Origin of the sequence: Rhodococcus sp. NPDC060176, from assembly GCF_042728675.1 — a bacterium.
Taxonomy (GTDB): domain Bacteria; phylum Actinomycetota; class Actinomycetes; order Mycobacteriales; family Mycobacteriaceae; genus Rhodococcus_F.
Genome location: NZ_JBHWYS010000002.1, coordinates 1,043,638 through 1,063,324, shown reverse-complemented (window position 1 = coordinate 1,063,324; position 19,687 = coordinate 1,043,638). Strand labels below are relative to the sequence as shown.

The 19,687-nt window shown below is 63.1% G+C and carries 19 protein-coding genes; 16 read left to right on the top strand and 3 right to left on the bottom strand.

All coding sequences use genetic code 11. The features are described 5' to 3' along the window. Window position 1: 1 nt before the first annotated feature. Window positions 2-1,372: a coenzyme F420-0:L-glutamate ligase gene (locus tag ACFWEM_RS13350; RefSeq protein ID WP_378534075.1), complete on the bottom strand. Its 1,371-nt coding sequence runs from the start codon at window positions 1,370-1,372 to the stop codon at window positions 2-4. Then, a complete protein-coding gene (gene cofD / locus ACFWEM_RS13345; RefSeq protein WP_378447627.1) occupies window positions 1,369-2,361 on the bottom strand; it encodes a 2-phospho-L-lactate transferase in 993 nt (330 codons plus the stop codon). The genes ACFWEM_RS13350 and cofD overlap by 4 nt, the downstream gene beginning before the upstream one ends. A gap of 380 nt (window positions 2,362-2,741) precedes the next feature. On the opposite strand from cofD, the gene ACFWEM_RS13340 reads away from it, so the two are divergent. Next, window positions 2,742-3,020 carry a WhiB family transcriptional regulator gene (locus tag ACFWEM_RS13340; RefSeq protein ID WP_020907098.1) on the top strand — a complete coding sequence of 93 codons (279 nt, stop codon included), beginning with the start codon at window positions 2,742-2,744 and terminating at the stop codon, window positions 3,018-3,020. Window positions 3,021-3,215: 195 nt separating this feature from the next. On the opposite strand, the gene ACFWEM_RS13335 is transcribed toward ACFWEM_RS13340, so the two are convergent. Beyond that, window positions 3,216-3,704, bottom strand: a complete 489-nt coding sequence (locus tag ACFWEM_RS13335) for a metallopeptidase family protein (RefSeq protein WP_003940797.1) — start codon at window positions 3,702-3,704, stop codon at window positions 3,216-3,218. Window positions 3,705-3,784: 80 nt separating this feature from the next. On the opposite strand from ACFWEM_RS13335, the gene ACFWEM_RS13330 reads away from it, so the two are divergent. The 15 genes from ACFWEM_RS13330 (at window position 3,785) to lpqB (ending at window position 19,669) form a co-directional block, all read left to right on the top strand. Then, window positions 3,785-4,171 carry a DUF3499 domain-containing protein gene (locus ACFWEM_RS13330; protein WP_007731177.1) on the top strand — a complete coding sequence of 129 codons (387 nt, stop codon included), beginning with the start codon at window positions 3,785-3,787 and terminating at the stop codon, window positions 4,169-4,171. 127 nt (window positions 4,172-4,298) lie between these two features. Further along, a complete protein-coding gene (locus ACFWEM_RS13325) occupies window positions 4,299-5,672 on the top strand; it encodes a phosphomannomutase/phosphoglucomutase (RefSeq protein WP_378534073.1) in 1,374 nt (457 codons plus the stop codon). Window positions 5,673-5,835: 163 nt separating this feature from the next. Continuing rightward, window positions 5,836-6,930, top strand: a complete 1,095-nt coding sequence (locus tag ACFWEM_RS13320) for a tobH protein (RefSeq protein WP_378447623.1) — start codon at window positions 5,836-5,838, stop codon at window positions 6,928-6,930. Further along, complete coding sequence (manA, locus tag ACFWEM_RS13315; RefSeq protein ID WP_378534071.1) at window positions 6,931-8,163, top strand: mannose-6-phosphate isomerase, class I; 1,233 nt, start codon at window positions 6,931-6,933, stop codon at window positions 8,161-8,163. 8 nt (window positions 8,164-8,171) lie between these two features. Further along, window positions 8,172-9,128, top strand: a complete 957-nt coding sequence (locus tag ACFWEM_RS13310) for a cation diffusion facilitator family transporter (RefSeq protein WP_378447621.1) — start codon at window positions 8,172-8,174, stop codon at window positions 9,126-9,128. 86 nt (window positions 9,129-9,214) lie between these two features. Further along, the gene (locus ACFWEM_RS13305; RefSeq protein ID WP_378447620.1) at window positions 9,215-10,711 is read left to right on the top strand and encodes an amino acid permease; all 1,497 of its coding nucleotides are present in this window, start codon (window positions 9,215-9,217) and stop codon (window positions 10,709-10,711) included. 111 nt (window positions 10,712-10,822) lie between these two features. After that, window positions 10,823-12,049, top strand: coding sequence for an alkane 1-monooxygenase (locus ACFWEM_RS13300; protein WP_378534069.1), 1,227 nt, complete (start codon window positions 10,823-10,825; stop codon window positions 12,047-12,049). After that, the gene (locus ACFWEM_RS13295) at window positions 12,049-12,234 is read left to right on the top strand and encodes a rubredoxin (protein ID WP_003940827.1); all 186 of its coding nucleotides are present in this window, start codon (window positions 12,049-12,051) and stop codon (window positions 12,232-12,234) included. The genes ACFWEM_RS13300 and ACFWEM_RS13295 overlap by 1 nt, the downstream gene beginning before the upstream one ends. Further along, a complete protein-coding gene (locus tag ACFWEM_RS13290; RefSeq protein ID WP_378534067.1) occupies window positions 12,231-12,413 on the top strand; it encodes a rubredoxin in 183 nt (60 codons plus the stop codon). Before ACFWEM_RS13295 ends, ACFWEM_RS13290 begins: the two co-directional genes overlap by 4 nt. A 48-nt stretch (window positions 12,414-12,461) precedes the next feature. Beyond that, entirely contained in the window at window positions 12,462-13,103 is a 642-nt protein-coding gene (locus tag ACFWEM_RS13285) for a TetR family transcriptional regulator (RefSeq protein ID WP_378534065.1), read from the top strand. Window positions 13,104-13,163: 60 nt separating this feature from the next. Then, on the top strand, window positions 13,164-14,642 hold the full coding sequence (gene ahcY, locus ACFWEM_RS13280) for an adenosylhomocysteinase (protein ID WP_003940766.1): 1,479 nt from the start codon (window positions 13,164-13,166) through the stop codon (window positions 14,640-14,642). Window positions 14,643-14,722: 80 nt separating this feature from the next. Further along, the gene (locus tag ACFWEM_RS13275; protein WP_378534063.1) at window positions 14,723-15,364 is read left to right on the top strand and encodes a dTMP kinase; all 642 of its coding nucleotides are present in this window, start codon (window positions 14,723-14,725) and stop codon (window positions 15,362-15,364) included. Window positions 15,365-15,480: 116 nt separating this feature from the next. Then, window positions 15,481-16,158, top strand: coding sequence for an MtrAB system response regulator MtrA (gene mtrA / locus ACFWEM_RS13270; RefSeq protein ID WP_003941013.1), 678 nt, complete (start codon window positions 15,481-15,483; stop codon window positions 16,156-16,158). Beyond that, window positions 16,155-17,894 carry an MtrAB system histidine kinase MtrB gene (gene mtrB / locus ACFWEM_RS13265; RefSeq protein WP_269590691.1) on the top strand — a complete coding sequence of 580 codons (1,740 nt, stop codon included), beginning with the start codon at window positions 16,155-16,157 and terminating at the stop codon, window positions 17,892-17,894. The genes mtrA and mtrB overlap by 4 nt, the downstream gene beginning before the upstream one ends. Next, window positions 17,891-19,669 carry an MtrAB system accessory lipoprotein LpqB gene (gene lpqB, locus ACFWEM_RS13260; RefSeq protein WP_378534061.1) on the top strand — a complete coding sequence of 593 codons (1,779 nt, stop codon included), beginning with the start codon at window positions 17,891-17,893 and terminating at the stop codon, window positions 19,667-19,669. The genes mtrB and lpqB overlap by 4 nt, the downstream gene beginning before the upstream one ends. The last annotated feature ends 18 nt before the right edge of the window (window positions 19,670-19,687 follow it).

The window sequence follows — 19,687 nt, the reverse complement described above, 5'->3', positions numbered from 1 at the left end:
CTTACAACTCCACCAACGCGTCCCCGGGGGCGGAGACGGTGCGCGGAGTCAGGGGCTCGAGTGGGTGCCCGATTGCGACCGCGCCGAGTGGCTGCCAGTCCGCCGGGAGATCGAGCTGTTCTCGTACGAGGTCGGCGGCGAATATGGTCGAGCCGATCCAGCAGCTTCCCACGCCGCGTGTTGCCAGCGAGACCAGCAGGCCCTGCACTGCCGCGCCGGCGGCGACCGTGAACATCGTCGACTCCGCCGCGGTTCGTCTGGCATCCGGATAACTGTGTGCGCCATCGGGCACGCAGAAGGGAATGACGACCTCGGGGGCGTCGAACAGGATGTTTCCGCGGGCAACCCGGGCCTCGACGGATTCGTCACTGCGACCGTCGGCGCGAAGATCGGCGGCCCACTGCTCACGCATCTTCGCGAGGAGAGCCGTGCGGACGGACTCGGTACGCAGCCACACGAATCGAACCGGTCTCGTGTGGTGTGGTGCGGGGGCGGTCAGTGCCTCGGCGATCGAGCTGCGAATGATCTCCGCGTCGACGGGGTCAGCTGCGAACTGCCGAACCGACCGACGCAGCAGCAGTGCCTGGCCGCGGCCCATCACCGTGGCCTCCTCGGTGCCCAGCCAGAACAGATCGTCCGGGCCGCGGCGGATCAGATCCTGGCCGCTGGAACCGTCGTCCTCGAACCGAAGCCCGCGAACAACGGCGACGGGAACGCCGCCCAGCTTGCCCTTGACCAGATCGCCGGCAGCGGCGATCTCGTCCGCGATCGCGATCTCGGTGACGATCAGGTCATTGCCCTGGCTGTCCTGTGCTCCGAGATAGCCGTGCAAGACCGCAATGCCGGACGAACCGATTGCGGCGTCGGTCTGCCCGTTGCGCCACGCACGACCCATCGTGTCGGTGACGACGACCGCGACGGACTTGCCCGTGCTCTCGAGGATCCGGGCGCGCAGACCCGCAGCGCTTGCATCAGGATCCACGGGGAGCAGAGCCAACTCGGCACCGTCGACGTTGGAGCCGTCGATGCCCGATGCGGCCTGCACGATCCCGAGTTTGTTCTCGGTGATCAGAGTGCGGCCCTTGCGCGCCACGACGCGGACGGCTTCCTGATCCACCAGGAGGCGCCGCGCTGCGTCGCGCTCTTCCGGATCGGTCGGCGAGGAAACGATGCGACCCTCGACTTTGGAGAACACCTTGCTCGTGACCACAACGACGTCGCCGTTCTCGATCCACGGCGTCGCGTCGACGACAGCGGCGGCCAAGTCGTCTCCGGGCCGGAACTCGGGAAGGCCGAACACGGGAATGATTTCGATTGCGGCGCCGGGGGAGTGATCTCTGTCCTGGTTTGCTCGAGCTCCGGGTTCGGTCACAGTTCGACTCCGGCGATCTCGAAAGCAGTTCGAACCATTTTTGCGGTCTCTTCGGGGGACGTCATCAAAAGTGGGATGCTTCGCACGTCCACCCCGTCGATGTCGGCCGTGTCACCTTCGTCGACGAGCCAGCCGTCGAGAATGCCGTTGATCGAACGAGCTCCGTAGTGGCGGCCGATCGCCTCGGAAGTCGTGTCGACCCCGATTACGTCGAGGCACTCGTCAGCCATGCCGCGCAACGGTTTTCCGCCGATGACGGGGGAGAGCCCGACAACCTTCGCTGCAGTGGTTCGCAGGGCTCCGCGAATTCCGGGCACCGCGAGGATCGCGCCGACGCTCACGACGGGATTGGACGGTGCGATCAGCACGATGTCGGCACCGTCGATCGCCTCGACCACCCCTGGCGCGGGCTTGGCCTGCTCGGCGCCGACGTGAGCGAAGCTGTGAGTTTCCACCTGTGCTCGATGGCGTACCCACCACTCCTGGAAATGAATCGCCTTCTGCTCACCGTCTTCCGGATCGGTGATCACAACGTGTGTTTCGCTGCGGTCGTCGCTCACGGGAAGCAGTGCGACACCTGGATTCCAGCGATTGCACAACGCTTCGGTGATCGCGGACAACGGATATCCCGTTCGGAGCATCTGGCTGCGAATCAAATGTGTTGCGATATCGCGATCTCCGAGACCGAACCAGTCCGGCTTCGCTCCGTATGCCGCGAGTTCTTCTTTCGCATTCCAGGTTTCGCCGGCGTGCCCCCACCCGCGTTCGGTGTCGATACCGCCGCCGAGTGTGTACATACAAGTGTCCAGATCGGGGCAGATACGCAGACCGTGCATCCAGACGTCGTCCCCGACGTTGACGACGGCCGTGATGCGATGTGGGCCTTCGTATTTCTCGAGGGATTCACCACCGACGATTCCGAGCGCATTTTGTACACCTTGAAGGAAACGGGCCCCGCCGACGCCGCCAACCAATACAGTCACGTTCACGACAACAGAGCCTAGGCGGTCGGCGCGTCGCCGTGTCTGGCGGGCAGAAGGTCCCGTCAATTGGGGGCCGGAATACTAATGGATTCATCTCGTTTAGCTTGACCGCGACACGCTGGACGTGTGTAATCTCAAATGTGTCATTCCAACCGCTACTTGTGAGTTCACTTGCAGCGGGGCCGGTTTCGAACACAGTTTCGAACGGTCGACGGGGTGGGGTTGAAGATGGAGTGAAAATTCTGCGCTATTACAGGTGAGGAGGCGGAACGATGCCCAATGAAAATGTCGAGATCAGTTCTCTCGCAATGACAGTAAGCGACGAACCGCAGACCGATTCCCGAGCAGGCGCAGCAGAAGGTGCCTGCAGCAGTGAGTTCGACGGTATGAGTACTCGGCCAGTGCTGAGTCTCGTCACCGGCTTCGAAGAATTGTTCGACACCATCGAGGATCAGTGGCAGGAGCGTGCTCTCTGCGCGCAGACCGATCCCGAAGCGTTCTTTCCTGAAAAGGGCGGATCGACGAGGGAAGCAAAACGGATCTGCCTCGGTTGTGAAGTTCGTGACGAGTGCCTCGAGTACGCGCTCGCGAACGACGAACGGTTCGGAATCTGGGGAGGGTTGTCCGAGCGCGAGCGTCGGCGACTCAAGCGGGGGATCATCTGATCTGCTGCTGAATCGGTTCTGTCAGCGTCGGGGCTGACGGGCGGTCTTCGAAAGTCTGACCTGCAACGGGGAATTGCAGGTCAAGCAACGACTGTTTTGTTCTTCGTGTGGATTTACATCTTCGTGTGACATCAGTTTTTTCGTCTGACAGTGCGTCAGTCCTCGTCGGGCAGTATTAGTCCTGTTCAGGAAGTTTCAGTCCTCGTCGGGCAGTGTGGGGTCGATGACCTGTGGGTCGACGCCCAGATACGTGCCGACTTGATGGACCAACACGTCGTGCACCAGATCCGTGAGTTCTTCCGGATCCTTCGCGCGCTGCTCCAGTGGGCGGCGAAACAGCACAATTCTTGCGCGAGTGGTATTTCCGTGACGGTCGATTCCGGCCGGAATCAGTCGTGACAGTGGAACCGGGCCGTCTGCGATGACCTCCGGTGGCCACGTCACGGACTCCGGATCGTGCGCGTGAATCTTCGGGACTTCGTCGACTGCGATGTCGAGTTTCGTCAACCGGTCGTGCCACGCGAGGTCGACTGGCGAGAAGGCGTCGAGCACCAGGAGATCGAACTTCTCGGCCCGGGTACGCCGTGCGGGCACCTCCGGGGGAAGTAGCGGTCCGCGCAGGCCACGGCCGTGTCGCTCGATGGAACGAGTGGTGACCGAGCGTCGGCGGCGGGCTTGTGGCATGGCGCCCAGATTACGACAGAAGAAACTGCTCGGTGTGTCCGAGTAGGTTCCGGACGTAGGGAGGGCTAGGCTCCGTACCTGTGAGATCTCTGCGTCGCTGCTGCCGCCCCGGGTGCAAGAACCCCGCCGTCGCGACGCTTACGTATGTCTACTCGGACTCCACTGCGGTTGTCGGGCCGCTGGCAACCGTCGCCGAGCCTCATTCGTGGGATTTGTGTGACACGCACGGTTCGCGAATCACTGCCCCGAAGGGCTGGGAACTCGTCCGCCACGAAGGCGGATTCGCGTCGAGCACTCCCGACGAAGACGATCTGACCGCTTTGGCCGAAGCTGTACGTGAAGCCGGTCTCGGAGATCGCAGCAAGTCCAACGTCGACGCAGATGAGGACATACGTCCCGCAGCTCCGAGTACTGCCCGTACAGGGCGTCGTGGCCACCTCCGCGTTCTGCCCGACCCGTCCAACTGACGCGAGATTCGTCGCCGCAGACGCTAGGCTCGACCGAGTACTTCCACACCCGAGTACTGCGAATCTCCGGACGCCATGCGCCCGGACGTTCCCGTCTGTGAGGGTGCATGCACAAGGAGAGTTTTCAGTGGGGCGAACAGCCGAGTCGGTTGCTGCAATCATCAAGGCGTACGACGTGCGCGGCGTGGTCGGTGAGCAGATCGACGAAGATTTTGTCCGCGACGTCGGTGCATCGTTCGCCCGTCTGGTCCGCGACGAGGCCGGCGCCGCCACGACGGTTGTGATCGGCTACGACATGCGTGCATCGTCGCCCACACTGTCTTCGGCTTTCGGTGACGGCGTGCTCGCTCAAGGGCTCGACGTCGTCTACATCGGATTGGCGTCGACGGACGAGCTCTACTTTGCATCCGGTTTGCTGAACTGCCCGGGCGCGATGTTCACAGCGAGTCACAATCCGGCCAAGTACAACGGCATCAAGATGTGCCGGGCGGGCGCCAAGCCGGTCGGTCAGGACACCGGTCTCGCGACCATCTCCGCCGAGGTCGTCTCGGGTGTGCCCGCGTACGACGGGCCGGCAGGCACCGCCACCACCAAGGACGTCCTCGAGGAATACGCGAGCTACCTACGCGGATTGGTCGACCTGGCTGCGTTGCGTCCGCTGAAGGTCGCAGTCGACGCGGGCAACGGCATGGGTGGACACACCTCTCCGGCCGTATTCGGGCCGATGCCTCTCGAGGTTCTCCCGCTGTACTTCGAGCTCGACGGCACGTTCCCCAACCACGAAGCCAATCCGCTCGATCCGGCCAACCTCGTCGACCTGCAGGCCTACGTGCGTGAAACCGGTGCAGACATCGGTTTGGCGTTCGACGGTGACGCAGACCGTTGCTTCGTCGTCGACGAGAAGGGTGACCCAGTCTCGCCGTCCGCGGTGACGGCACTTGTCGCCAAGCGTGAACTCGCGAAGGAACCGGGCGCGTCGATCATCCACAACCTGATCACGTCACGGGCAGTGCCCGAACTGGTCGAAGAACTCGGCGGCGTCGCAATTCGTACCCGAGTCGGCCACTCGTTCATCAAGCAGGAGATGGCCGAGACCGGTGCCGTCTTCGGCGGCGAGCACTCCGCTCACTACTACTTCCGCGACTTCTGGGGCGCCGACTCCGGCATGCTCGCGGCGTTGCACGTACTCGCTGCGCTGGGCGAGCAGGACCGCCCGCTGTCGGAGTTGATGGCGGAGTACACGCGCTACGCGGCCTCGGGCGAGATCAACTCCACGGTGGCGGACGCAGCCGATCGCACGGCCGCCGTCCTGGCAGCATTCGCGGACCGCACCGAGTCGGTGGATCGCCTCGACGGAGTCACGGTCAGCCTCGAGGGAAATGCCTGGTTCAACCTGCGCGCGTCCAACACCGAACCCTTGCTGCGACTCAACGTCGAAGCACCCACGTCCGCCGATGTCGACGCATTGGTGAACGAAATTCTGGCGATCGTCCGGGCTTGAATCCGAGTCTGATCGGTTTGTCGGTGAGCCGAAGCCCTGGGATAGTTGAGGGACTGTTTCGGGAACGACGGCGTCGGGAACGAAGGCTTTGCCACCACGAACCGCGTAGAGCTGGAATGCTGGATGGTGCGGGAACTGCTAACGGAGAAGGGGGTGCGGTGAGATGACAGCGCCGATGCCGCTTCTCGACCTCGACGACAGCGAGGGTTTGTCGGCTGCCGATTCGGAGGGGCTGCTGCGGTCTGTAGCCATGGGGGGCGCACAGATTCGAGCCACCGCGTCGGCCGTCGGGGAGGGTGTGATCTCTCGGCTCGCCGGTCTGCGTCCGCGCAGCGTCGTGCTGATCGCCGGCGCCGGTGGCGCTCGACACGGAGCCAGGATCGCGCTCGCCCTCGTCGGAGATTCGATCGGGTGTCCGCTCATCGTGCTCGACCGGACGCCGTCGTGGGCCGGACCGTTGGACGTGATCGTCGTCGCCGGTGACGATGCCGGTGATCCACGCCTGGTCGAATCGGTCGACAGTGCCGTTCGCCGTGGCGCCGAAGTTGTTGTCGCCGTTCCGGACGAGGGGCCCATGCGAGCTGTGGCGGCCGGGCGCACCATGCCGTTGCCGCCGCGGCTCTACGCCTCGCCGAGGCACACGATGACGCGGTTCCTCGCCGTTTTCCTCGCGGTTGCCGCCGAAATCGAGGGCAAGGGATCGATCGAGGACCGTTCGGCGGTGCTCGGTCGAATCGCCGACGCGGTTGACACGGAAGCGTTGCGGGACGGGCCGGCCAACGAGGTATTCCACAACCCGGCCAAGTCGTTGGCCACCAGAATGAGCGGTCGACGCGTCGTTCTGTGTGGAAGTGGTTCCGTGACAACAGCACTCGCAGAGTTTTCGAGTGTTTCGCTGATGAGCTCGGGCCTGAATGCCGCTGCCGCCGAGATGTCGGAGGTGATCCGTTCGGCACGAGCGTTGTTCGCGCCCGACGCAGCTTCGCGTGATTCGGTTTTCCACGACCCGTTCTTTCACGATCCGCAACTGGACGGCGCACTGCCGACCGCGCCGGCGCGGGCGTTCGTTTTCGCGACCGAATCCACGCGCGGGGAGGCGAAACGGCGGATGGACGCACTGGCCGACGCGGATCTGGTGGTGGCGGCAGACGAAGACCAGACCAACGTGGTGATATCGGAGATGGAGCAGGTGTTCGTGTTGGCGTCTCGAGTAGACATGGCTGCGGCGTACGTGCAGTTGACGGGTGGTGCGAAGTAAGTGCGTGAACTCGAAGGTGCACTTCGTTCTTACGCGTGGGGTTCGCGAACGGCAATTGCCGAACTGCGCGGCCTCGCGACCCCGTCGAATCATCCCGAAGCGGAGTTGTGGTTGGGCGCGCATCCGGGTGACCCGGCGCGCGTGATCACCGAATCCGGAAGCGAGTCGTTGCTCGAGGTCCTGCACCGCGAACCCGAGCGTGAACTCGGGCGTGAGAACCTCGAGGCTTTCGGTGAGCGACTCCCGTTCCTGCTCAAGTTGCTTGCGGCGGAAGAACCGCTGTCGCTTCAGGCTCATCCCAGTGCGGTTCAAGCCGACGAGGGCTTTCGTCGTGAGAACGCTCTCGGCGTTCCCATGGAATCGCCGATTCGCAACTACAAGGACGGCAGTCACAAGCCCGAACTCGTTGTCGCGCTGAGCAGATTCGAAGCTCTTGCCGGATTCCGTGAGCCGACGCGCACTGTCAAACTGCTGCGCGCTCTGGCCGTCGACGAGTTGGAGCCGTATATCGGTCTGCTCGAAGGCCAACCCGATTCCGACGGGCTCCGGGCGTTGTTCACCACATGGATCACGCTGCCGTCCACGGTGCTCGGGACGTTGCTCCCTGCCGTACTTGCCGGGTGCATCACCTACGTCGCGCATCACGACGCCGAATTCGTGACCGAGATCCGCACCGCGTTGGAATTGAGCGAGGCATACCCCGGCGACGCCGGCGTACTGGCGGCCCTGCTGCTCAACCGCGTCACACTCGAGCCCGGACAGGGACTGTTCCTCGCTGCCGGCAATCTCCATGCGTATCTCCATGGACTCGCGGTGGAGATCATGGCCAACTCCGACAACGTGCTACGCGGGGGACTGACGCCCAAACACGTCGACGTGCCCGAACTGCTGAGGGTTCTGGACTTCGTCGGGGCGGATATCGAAGTGCTCGATCCGGCCCCGTCATCAGGATCAGGTCAGTCAGGTTCGGGTAGATACGAGTACGTCACGCCGGCGCCCGAATTTCGTCTGACGCGTCTGGAGTTCGACTCGAATTCCACCGACCTCGTGGTCGATTCTTCCGGCCCGCGGATTCTGATCTGCACCGACGGCGCGGTCACTGCGACGTGCGGCGCCGACACTCTCGACCTCGATCGGGGCCGAGCGGCGTGGATCGCGGCCGACGAGCCCGCGATACACCTGAGCGCACGGACTCCGACTGCGCAGGTTTTCAGTGCAGTAGTCGGGAACTAGGAGAGCGTGTGTCGGCTCATGGTGGCAAGAAGGCAATTCTGGCGGCTCTCGCAGCCAACGCCGGAATTGCCGTAGCGAAGTTCGCCGGATTCTTGATCACCGGATCGTCGTCGATGCTCGCCGAATCGGTGCACTCGGTGGCCGACACGTCCAATCAAGGGTTGCTGCTCCTGGGACAGAAGAAGGCAGAACGTGAGGCAGATCAACTGCACCCGTTCGGCTACGGGCGCAACCGGTACTTCTATTCGTTTGTCGTGGCACTGGTGCTCTTCACCCTCGGCTCGCTGTTCGCGATCTACGAAGGTATTCACAAGATTCAGCATCCGGAAGAACTCAATTCGGCCTTCGTGGCAATTGCGATTCTTGTCATCGCGATTTGTCTGGAGGGCTACAGCTTCCGGACCGCAGCGAAGGAATCACGACCGCTCAAGGGAAACGCGTCGTGGTGGAACTTCATCCGAACCTCTCGTAGCCCGGAACTTCCGGTTGTGCTGCTCGAGGACACCGGCGCATTGATCGGTCTGGTCCTTGCACTCGGCGGCGTCGGCCTCACGATGGTGACCGGAAATCCGGTCTTCGACGGCATCGGAACTCTGTGCATCGGTGTCCTGCTCGGCATCATCGCGATCATTCTGATCATAGAAATGCAGTCGCTCCTGATCGGTGAGGGCGCAACGGCGGTGGAGACCGAACTGATCCTGAACGCCCTGGTCGACGGAACTCGTATCGAACGCGTCATTCATTGCAAGACGCAGTACCTCGGTCCCGAGGAGATCCTTGTTGCTGCCAAGGTTGCGGTGCCGATCGGATCGACGATCTCGGATGTGGCGACGGCGATCGACGAGGCAGAGTCTCGCGTGCGCGCTGCCGTACCTGCGGCGCGGGTGATCTACCTCGAGCCGGACCTGGATCGTCTCAGGACAGATCGACCTGGGACAGATCTACAGGCTCCCGACAAACCCTGAACAAAGCCGCGCCTGCGGGCTTAGGCTGATGCCATCTCTCTACTTGCCCATAGTGGGACCTGCTGGTCCCCAGCAAGGAGGCGGCAATGGCTGTCAAGGACGAGCAGGCCGGATCTGGACGGTCGAAGCTGTTTCGAACGAAATCGATCGAGCAGTCCATCAAGGACACGGATGAACCGGAAACCAAACTCCGGAAAGAACTGAACTCGTGGGATCTCACCGTGTTCGGTGTCGCGGTGGTCATCGGCGCGGGCATCTTCACACTCACGGCTCGGACGGCGGGAAATGTCGCCGGGCCGTCGGTCTCCCTGGCGTTTGTCATTGCCGCCATCGCCTGCGGACTTGCAGCGCTGTGTTATGCCGAGTTCGCATCGACGGTGCCGGTCGCCGGGAGCGCCTACACATTCTCGTACGCGACGTTCGGCGAATTCGTCGCCTGGATCATCGGCTGGGATCTCATCCTCGAATTCGCCTTGGCGTCTTCGGTGGTCGCAAAAGGCTGGTCGCTGTACCTCGGCGAAGTGATGGGCTCGCGGAGTCCGATCGTCGAGTTGGGGCCGATCTCCTTCGACTGGGGAGCGGTGCTGGTGATCGTGGTCATCACGGTGCTGCTCGCGACCGGTACCAAACTCTCGTCGAGGGTTTCGCTGGTGATCACGGCGATCAAGGTCGCGGTGGTCTTGCTGGTGATCATCGTCGGTCTGTTCTACATCGACACCGACAATTACTCGCCGTACATTCCGCCATCTGAACCGGGATCGACGGGGGAGGGCATCCACCAGTCCTTGTTCTCGTACGTGACGGGGGCCGGTGGCAGCACGTTCGGGTGGTACGGATTGCTCGCGGCAGCCAGTCTGGTGTTCTTCGCGTTCATCGGCTTCGACGTCGTCGCCACGACGGCGGAGGAGGCGAAGGAACCGCAGAAGGCGTTGCCACGCGGCATCCTGGGCTCTCTCCTGATCGTCACGGTTCTGTACGTGGCGGTGACACTCGTGCTGACGGGGATGGTGAAATACACCGAACTCGAGGGCGATACTTCCAACCTGGCAACGGCATTCGCCTTCCACGACATCACGTGGGCGAAAAACGTCATCTCGTTCGGTGCGTTGGCCGGCCTGACGACAGTGGTGATGGTGCTGATGCTCGGTCAGACCAGGGTGCTCTTCGCGATGGCACGCGACGGTCTGATGCCACGACGCCTGGCGCCGACCGGCAAACACGGAACGCCGGTGCGGATCACCGTGTTGGTCGGCGTTGTGGTCGCGGTGCTCGCCGGAGTGTTTCCGATCGGAACCCTCGAGGAAATGGTCAACATCGGCACGCTGTTCGCGTTTGTTCTCGTGTCGTTGGGGGTTCTCGTGCTTCGTCGGACGCGGCCGGACCTACCCCGCGGTTTCAGGGTGCCGCTGGTCCCGCTGGTCCCGATCCTGGCCGTACTCGCGTGTCTCTGGTTGATGTTCAACCTGTCGGTGGAGACCTGGATGAGGTTCGTGGTCTGGATGGCCCTCGGTGTGGTCATCTACTTCGCCTACAGCAGACAGCATTCGTTGATCGGAAAGCGTGAACGCGGCGAAATAGAGTAATTGTACAAATTTTGCTATTTGTCTATCGCATGTACAAATCAAGTAGTACTGTCTACCTCATAGTGAACTGACTCACAGTTGTCGAGTCGGTCCGAATCGAGGAGGTAGACCGTGTCGACGCACGTGAACTCGCACTCCGGGCAGACGCTCCCGCCGGAGCAGTGGCGGGACAAGAAGAGGTATCTCTGGCTGCTCGGCCTGGTGCCGCCGACGGCGGTTTTCATCGCCGTCGGATTGGTCGCGTTGTTCAACAGTCTCGGCTGGAATGCGGTCTCGCCGGTGTGGTGGTGGATCGGGCCACTGCTCGTCTACATCCTGCTCCCGATCCTCGACATCTTCTTCGGCCCCGACGGCGAGAATCCGCCGGACGAGGTGATGGAGCGTCTCGAGAACGACAGGTACTACCGGTACTGCACGTACATCTACATACCGTTCCAGTTGGCCAGCCTCGTCCTGGCCTGCTATCTCTGGTCGGCGACGGATCTGGCCTGGCTCGGAATCGACGGGGGACTGGGGCTGATCTCCAAGATCGGTCTGGCGATCAGTATCGGTTGTGTCGCGGGAATCGGGATCAACACCGCACACGAGCTCGGTCACAAGAAGGACGATCTCGAGCGCTGGTTGTCGAAGATCACTCTGGCGCAGTCGTTTTACGGCCATTTTTACATCGAGCACAATCGCGGACACCACGTGCGTGTCGCCACGCCCGAGGACCCGGCGTCGTCTCGCTTCGGTGAGAGTTTCTGGACCTTCCTCCCGCGCAGTGTGTGGGGATCTCTGCGCTCGTCGTGGTCACTGGAAAAAGCCAGACTGGATCGACTGGGTAAGAAGCCGTGGACAATTCGCAACGACGTCCTGCATTCGTGGATGATGTCCGTTGTACTCTTCGGTGTCCTCGTCGCCGCCTTCGGGCTCTCGGTGCTGCCGTTCCTGGTGCTGCAGGCCGTGTTCGGGTTCTGCCTGCTCGAAACGGTCAACTACCTCGAGCACTACGGACTGAAGCGTCGCCGTTTGGACAGTGGGCGGTACGAGCGAGCTGCACCGGAGCACAGTTGGAACAGCGATCACATCTGCACCAACATTTTCCTGTATCACCTCCAGCGTCACAGTGACCATCACGCGAACCCGACGCGTCGATATCAGACGCTACGAAGCATGGACGGTGCACCGAACTTGCCGAGCGGGTACGCGAGCATGATCATGCTCGCCTACGTTCCGCCGTTGTGGCGAAAAGTCATGGACCCCAAAGTGCTTGCCCATTACGACGGTGACATCACCCGGGTCAACGTTGAGCCGTCCAAGCGCGATCGCATCCTTGACCGATACGGGGCAGCGTGATGAGCAGCTACCGATGCCCGGTGTGCGAATACGTCTACGACGAGTCCAAGGGTGCACCACGAGAAGGGTTTCCGGCGGGAACGCCGTGGGATGCCGTTCCGGACGACTGGTGCTGTCCGGACTGCGGCGTGAGGGAAAAGCTGGACTTCGAGCCGATGCCGGCAACGGCGGGGAGTGAATCATGAACGAATACAAGCTGTATCAGTGCGCGCAATGCGGATTCGAGTACGACGAGGCGGTCGGCTGGCCGGAGGACGGTATCGAACCGGGGACTCGCTGGGACGGCATTCCCGAAGACTGGAGTTGCCCCGACTGTGGGGCGGCGAAGAGCGACTTCTTCATGGTGGAGGTCGAGCGGCAGTGAGATGCGTCGGCGTCGAACGGACCTAGGTGCGGCGGTAATGTCGTCACCATGACTTCGACGCCCACCCGCCTGCCGCAGAAAGAAGCGTCGCGACTGCTGCTGCGTACCTCGGTGCTCGATTCGATGCGTGAATTGTTGACCGAACGCGATTGGTCGGAGGTGACCCTGACTGTTCTGGCCAAGCATGCCGGTGTGAGCCGTCAGACGCTCTACAACGAGTTCGGTTCGAGGCAAGGGCTCGCCGAGGCGTACGCGCTCAGGCTCGCCGACGGCTTCGTCGACGCGGTCGACGAGGCCATGGTGGCGCACGAGGGGCGTGCAGTCGAGGCATTGATGGCGGGCTTCGGCTCGTTTTTCGCCTCCAGTGCCACCGACCCGCTGGTGATCTCGTTGCTCACCGGTGAGGCCAAACCGGACCTGCTTCGCCTGATCACGACCGACAGTGCGGTCATCATCGAGCGGGCGTCGTCGCGGCTTGCGGAGAGTTTCCAGCGAGGGTGGATTCAAGCGTCACCCGCTGATGCCGGGATTCTGGCGAGGGCGATTGCGCGCCTCGGGCTGAGCTACATTTCGATGCCGCCGGAGTCCGGAGCTTCGGTCGCGGAGGATCTGGGTACTTTGCTCGGACCGTTCATCGACGTGGCGCGCGCGGGCCGCGCAGTAGAGGGGCGGGCGGGAGAGGGCGTCTAACCGATAGCCTGGTACACCGATAGGCTTGTGCAGAGTATGCACGTCAACCAGGAGAGGCAGATGACGACCTCAGTTTCAACAACGCCCGTGGCCGAGAGCCGTAACGGCATCGACTTCAAAGTTGCAGATCTTTCGCTCGCGGAGTTCGGTCGCAAGGAAATCCGTCTGGCAGAGCACGAGATGCCCGGCCTCATGGCGCTTCGTCGCGAATACGCAGAGGTGTTGCCGCTCAAGGGCGCTCGCGTTTCCGGCTCGCTGCACATGACCATTCAGACTGCGGTTCTGATCGAGACGCTGACCGCGCTCGGTGCCGAGGTGCGCTGGGCTTCGTGCAACATCTTCTCCACGCAGGACCACGCTGCCGCCGCTATCGTCGTCGGTCCGCACGGCACCCCGGAAGAGCCCAAGGGCGTTCCGGTTTTCGCCTGGAAGGGTGAAACCCTCGAGGAGTACTGGTGGGCAGCGGAGCAGATGCTGACCTGGCCGGGTGAGCCTGCCAACATGATTCTCGACGACGGTGGCGACGCCACCATGCTGGTGCTCAAGGGCGCACAGTTCGAGAAGGCCGGCGTCGTGCCGCCGACGGACGACGACCAGGATTCCGACGAGTACAAGGTCTTCCTTGCACTTCTGCGTCAGTCCCTCGAGTCCGACAAGGGCAAGTGGACCGCGATCGCCGAGTCCGTCCAGGGCGTCACCGAGGAGACCACCACGGGCGTTCTGCGTCTGTACCAGGTTGCCGCTGCCGGTGAACTCACGTTCCCCGCGATCAACGTCAACGACTCGGTCACCAAGAGCAAGTTCGACAACAAGTACGGCACGCGCCACTCCCTGCTCGACGGCATCAACCGCGGCACCGACGTTCTGATCGGTGGCAAGGCTGCGCTGGTCTGCGGTTACGGCGACGTCGGCAAGGGTTGTGCCGAGGCACTTCGTGGCCAGGGCGCTCGCGTCGCGGTCACCGAGGTCGACCCCATCAACGCCCTTCAGGCGCTCATGGACGGCTTCGAGGTCAAGACGGTCGAGCAGGCCATCGGCTGGGCCGACATCGTGATCACGTCCACCGGTAACAAGGACATCATCACGTTCGAGCACATGAAGGCCATGAAGCACCAGGCCATCCTGGGCAACATCGGTCACTTCGACAACGAGATCGACATGGCCGGCCTCGAGAAGTCCGGCGACGTCACGCGGATCAACATCAAGCCGCAGGTCGACGAGTTCACGTTCGCCGACGGACACTCGATCATCGTGCTGTCCGAAGGCCGCCTGCTCAACCTCGGCAACGCGACGGGCCACCCGTCGTTCGTGATGAGCAACAGCTTCTCCAACCAGGTCATCGCGCAGATCGAACTGTGGACGAAGCCGGACGAGTACGACAACGAGGTCTACCGCCTCCCCAAGCACCTCGACGAGAAGGTCGCCAAGATCCACGTCGAGGCACTCGGTGGCACGCTGACCAAGCTCACCAAGGATCAGGCAGAGTACATCGGCGTCGACGTCGAAGGCCCGTACAAGCCGGAGCACTACCGCTACTGACCCGGTGATTCATCGCTGAGGATGTAGTGCCCGCCGTCCCCCGGTCTGCGCAAGCAGGCCGGGGGATAGGCTTGTCCGCCGTGGGAACACTGGTGGCATTGGAAGGTCTCGACGGAGCTGGAAAGCGGACGTTGATCGGCAAAGTGGAGGGCGAACTCCGCCGCGGCGGCACGTCGATCGCGACTCTGGATTTTCCGCGGTACGGAAAGTCGATCCACGCGGATCTTGCTGCTGAGGCGCTCAAAGGTTCACACGGAGACCTGGCCGAGTCCGTGAACGCGATGGCAGTACTGTTCGCCTTGGACCGCGCCGGTGCAGCAGGTCAGATCTCGGAACTGTTGTCCACCAACGACATTGTTCTCCTCGATCGCTACGTGGCGTCCAACGCTGCCTACAACGCGGCGCGGGTGCATCAGGGTGTGGACGGCGAGATGGTCGCCTGGGTCCGTGAATTGGAGCTGGGCCGACTCGCTCTCCCTTCTCCTGATCTGCAGTTGTACCTCGACGTACCGGTAGCGCTCGCCGAGCAGCGCGCCCGCTCCCGCGAGGCCGAGGACGCGTCGCGTCAGCTCGACGCGTACGAGCGTGACGGCGGCCTGCAGGCCCGAACCGGTGAGCTGTACACCCAGTTGGCAGCGACGGACTGGGTCTCACCCTGGTGGATCGTGGGGCCGGAGACGGACCCGGCCGACCTGGCGCGCAGGCTCGCGGATTTCGCATGATCGGTCACCCTTGCAGCCGGGATTCGAACTTTCCGGCACAGTAGAGGGAAAGACGCGGCACGCCGCACGGCCTCGTAACGGTCTGATTCATCGCTCCGAGATGCAACGATAGGGATATGAAACCAAGGATTCTGGTTGTCGACGACGACACGGCACTCGCCGAGATGCTCACGATCGTGCTGCGTGGTGAGGGTTTCGATCCCTACGTGGTAGGCGACGGAACCCTGGCGCTCGCGGCAGTGCGTGAGACTCGCCCCGATCTCGTCCTGCTCGATCTCATGCTTCCCGGAATGAACGGGATCGACGTATGCCGGGTTCTGCGTGCGGATTCCGGTGTGCCCATCGTGATGTTGACGGCCAAGACCGACACAGTCGACGTCGTGCTCGGCCTCGAATCCGGCGCAGACGACTACATCATGAAGCCGTTCAAGCCGAAGGAATTGGTGGCGCGGGTGCGCGCTCGTCTGCGCCGCACCGAAGAGGAGCCCGCGGAGCTGCTGAGCATCGCCGACATCGTGATCGACGTTCCGGCTCACAAGGTCAGCCGCGGCAGCGAGCAGATCTCGCTCACACCACTCGAATTCGACCTGCTGGTCGCATTGGCGCGCAAGCCGCGCCAGGTGTTCACCCGTGAAGTCCTTCTCGAGCAGGTGTGGGGATACCGCCACGCCGCCGACACCCGTCTGGTGAACGTGCACGTTCAGCGTTTGCGCGCCAAGGTCGAAACTGATCCCGAGAATCCCGAAGTGGTTCTGACGGTCAGGGGGGTCGGCTACAAGGCCGGACCGCCGTGAGCGGAGTTTCCAGGTGGCGTCGTCGTCTCAACCGACGGCTGACGCCATTTCTGCGGTGGTGTCACTCGATGAGCAACACCCTCGCGCACACGTGGCGACGCTCGCTCCAGTTGCGAGTGGTCGTCTCGACTTTGACGTTGTCTCTGATCGTCATCGTCATTCTCGGTGTCGTGCTCACCAGCCAGATCACCGATCGGCTGTTGGAAACGAAGATCACCGCAGCGACCGAGGAAATGGACCGTGCCCGCGGCATCGTCGAAGACCAACTCGCGGGCGTCGACGATTCGACGGCGCTCAACGTCCAATTGGAAAGCGCTGCGTCCGGACTGACGAGTCGTAGAAACCAGACCTCGGGCCAAGCCTCCGGGTCTGCCGGCACCTTCGACCCGGTACTGATCGTCCCAGGGGACGGGCCGCGCCAGCCCACCAGTTCGGGACCGGTGGAGCAGATCCCGGACAACCTCCGCGAGTTCGTCAAGCGAGGCCAGATCAGCTACCAATTCGCGACGGTGTCCAACCCGAACGGTTACTCCGGTCCCGCGCTGATCATCGGCAGCCCCACCGCGTCGTCGATCTCGGGACTTGAGCTGTACCTGATCTTCCCGCTCGCCAGTGAAGACCGAAGCCTGTCACTTGTTCGAAGCACCCTGCTGATCGGTGGAGCAGTCCTGCTTGTGCTCCTCGCTGCGATTTCGCTGTTGGTTGCCAGGCAGGTCGTGCTCCCCATCCGCTCGGCCTCACGAATCGCGGTGCGTTTCGCCGACGGCCGACTCAAGGAACGCATGCCGGTCCGCGGCGAGGACGACATGGCGCGCCTGGCCATGTCCTTCAACGAGATGGCCGAGAGTCTGTCCAAACAGATCACCCAGCTCGAGGAGTTCGGCAGTCTCCAGAAACGCTTCACGTCCGATGTCAGCCATGAACTCCGCACACCGCTGACCACGGTCCGAATGGCCGCCGACCTGATTTACGACGGCAGCGAGAACCTCGACCCGATGCTGCGCCGGTCGTCGGAACTGCTTGTCGCCGAACTGGACAGGTTCGAAGGGCTCCTGGCGGATCTCCTCGAGATCTCCCGACACGATGCCGGTGTCGCGGAGTTGGCGTCCGAACAACTCGACGTGCGGATGTGTGCGCGAGCGGCGGTCTCCACGGTTCGCCATCTCGCCCGCGAATCCGGCACCGAACTGATCGTGGACATGCCCGACGAGCCGGTCATGGCAGATGTGGATCCGCGCCGCGTCGAACGCATCCTGCGAAATCTCCTGGCCAACGCCATCGACCACGGTGAGGGAAAGCCGATTCTGCTTCGCCTTCGCGCCGACGAGAATGCCCTCGCCTTCATCGTCCGCGACAGCGGCGTGGGGTTGCGGCCGGGCGAGGAGAAGTTGGTCTTCAACCGGTTCTGGCGCTCGGACCCGTCCCGCGTCCGCCGCAGTGGTGGCACGGGACTCGGCCTCGCGATCAGCGTCGAAGACGCGAATCTGCACGACGGCAAGCTCGAGGCCTGGGGCGAACCGGGAGTTGGCGCCTGCTTCCGGCTGACGCTCTCGCGTACCCGCGGCAAGAAAGTCGTGTCGAGTCCGCTGCCGCTCAAGCCGACGACCACCAAATTCGTGCGCACGCCGAGCGAAGCCGACATCGTCGCCGATACCGTCGGCGAGGTCACGTCGTCACTGCCGACTCCGCGCGAACCGGACTCACGGAACGAGTCCAACGGTGGTGATCGATCATGATCGCAGCCCGCCGTCGTCTGGGACTTCTTGCAACCACGCTCAGCGTGCTGTTGCTGACCGGTGCGTGCGCCAGTTTGCCGGAGTCCTCGTCGCCGCAGGCAATCGGAACTCTGGCAACTGCCGTGCCCGGGACGTCCGTCGAATCACCGGCATCGGGGCGAGAGCCGGACCTACTGGTACGCGACTTCGTCAAGGCGAGTACCGACCCGTCCAACCGGCATGCCGCAGCACGTCAGTACCTCACCAAAGACGCGTCGGCGCGCTGGGACGACGCGTCCAGCGCTGTCATCGTCGACAAGGTCGACGTGCTCTCGGTTTCTCGAACCAGCACCGAAGCCGTCTACACGATTCGTGTGAACAAGGTCGGTCGCCTCGACCCGGGCGGGCTGTATGTTCCCGAAGAGGGCAGCTTCGAAGCGAGGATGACGCTGACGTTGACCGACGGCGAATGGCGGATCAGTGATCTGCCTCCCGGTGTGATCATGGAACGACCACAGTTCCTCGGCGCCTATCAGCGGAAGTCGTTGTTCTTCCTCGACCCGACGAGTCAGACAGTCGTCCCCGACCTTCGCTGGATCTCCGGCGGTCAGGACCAGGTAGCGGCTCAGTTGATCGGTCTGATGATCGACGGACCGAAGGCGGCGCTGGCACCGGCCGTACGAAACGAGCTCGGCAACGGTGTGTCGGTGATAGGTCCGATCACCAAGGCCGACGGCAAGCCTGGGCAGGTCGGAGTCGGTCTCGGTGGCGTGCGCATCAACTTCCGCCTGGACAACCCGATGGATGCTGCGACTCGCGGATTGTTTGCAGCGCAGGTCATTTGGACGCTCGCCAATGCCGATGTCGCGGGGCCGTACGTTCTGGAGATCGACGGCGAACCACTCGACGCCGCTCATGCGGACGGCTGGACCACTGCCGACGTCGCATCCACCAACCCGCTGGCCACCACCAGTGCGACCGTCGGACTGCATGCCTTGCGCAACGGTTCACTGGTGAGCGTCACCGAGCAGGAGGCGACTCCGGTGCCCGGTTTCGCAGGCAACGCGGGCAACCTCACGGCGGCTGCTCTCTCACGGGACGGCAAGTTGGTGGCAGCCGTCGCGGACACCGCTCGGCCGGATCCAGGCACCAGGTTCGACTTGTCACTCGGGACATACGGCGATGGTTCCGTTCCGGTACTCGAAGGCAGCGCCATCACCCGACCTTCGTGGGAGCTGGACAACAACGCGGTCTGGGCGGCGGTGAACGGCAATACCGTCGTTCGGGTCGTCCGCGAACCCGGGACAGGTCGAGTGTCGGTCACCAATGTCGACGTCGGGGCCCTCTCGTCGGTCGGTTCCACGATCTCCGAACTGCGTCTCTCGCGCGACGGCGTGCGAGCCGCGATGATCATCGACGGCAAGGTTTACCTGGCTGTGGTCGTGCGCACCGCCAGCGGGGTCTACGCCCTGACGAGTCCACGCGCGGTGGCCTCTGGCTTGGGAAGCACCGCGCTCTCACTCGACTGGAGCAACAGCGACACCATCGTCATCGCACGCAGTGGCGCTGACATACCGGTCGTCCAGGTTGCGATCGACGGTTCCCGAATGGACGCGCTGCCGAGTGGAAACCTGACCGCTCCCGTCACCTCCGTGGATGCGTCGCCGACCACCGAGTACGTCGCCGACGCGCGTGCGGTGTTCCAACTGAACAACAACGACCCCGCAGGTGATCGTCGTTGGCGTGAAGTGACTGTGCTGACCGGACAGAAAGCGATTCCGGTTCTGCCTGGCTGACTTGTCGGTGCTCGTGTT

Bases quoted from the DNA above. Each gene is read 5' to 3' on its own strand.
- ACFWEM_RS13290 (WP_378534067.1), top strand. From the start codon at position 12,231: ATGAACGAATACAAGCTGTATCAGTGCGCGCAATGCGGATTCGAGTAC.
- ACFWEM_RS13285 (WP_378534065.1), top strand. From the start codon at position 12,462: ATGACTTCGACGCCCACCCGCCTGCCGCAGAAAGAAGCGTCGCGACTG.
- ACFWEM_RS13295 (WP_003940827.1), top strand. From the start codon at position 12,049: ATGAGCAGCTACCGATGCCCGGTGTGCGAATACGTCTACGACGAGTCC.
- ACFWEM_RS13305 (WP_378447620.1), top strand. From the start codon at position 9,215: ATGGCTGTCAAGGACGAGCAGGCCGGATCTGGACGGTCGAAGCTGTTT.
- lpqB (WP_378534061.1), top strand. From the start codon at position 17,891: ATGATCGCAGCCCGCCGTCGTCTGGGACTTCTTGCAACCACGCTCAGC.
- ACFWEM_RS13340 (WP_020907098.1), top strand. From the start codon at position 2,742: ATGAGTACTCGGCCAGTGCTGAGTCTCGTCACCGGCTTCGAAGAATTG.
- ACFWEM_RS13335 (WP_003940797.1), bottom strand. From the start codon at position 3,704: ATGCCACAAGCCCGCCGCCGACGCTCGGTCACCACTCGTTCCATCGAG.
- ahcY (WP_003940766.1), top strand. From the start codon at position 13,164: ATGACGACCTCAGTTTCAACAACGCCCGTGGCCGAGAGCCGTAACGGC.
- ACFWEM_RS13320 (WP_378447623.1), top strand. From the start codon at position 5,836: ATGACAGCGCCGATGCCGCTTCTCGACCTCGACGACAGCGAGGGTTTG.
- mtrA (WP_003941013.1), top strand. From the start codon at position 15,481: ATGAAACCAAGGATTCTGGTTGTCGACGACGACACGGCACTCGCCGAG.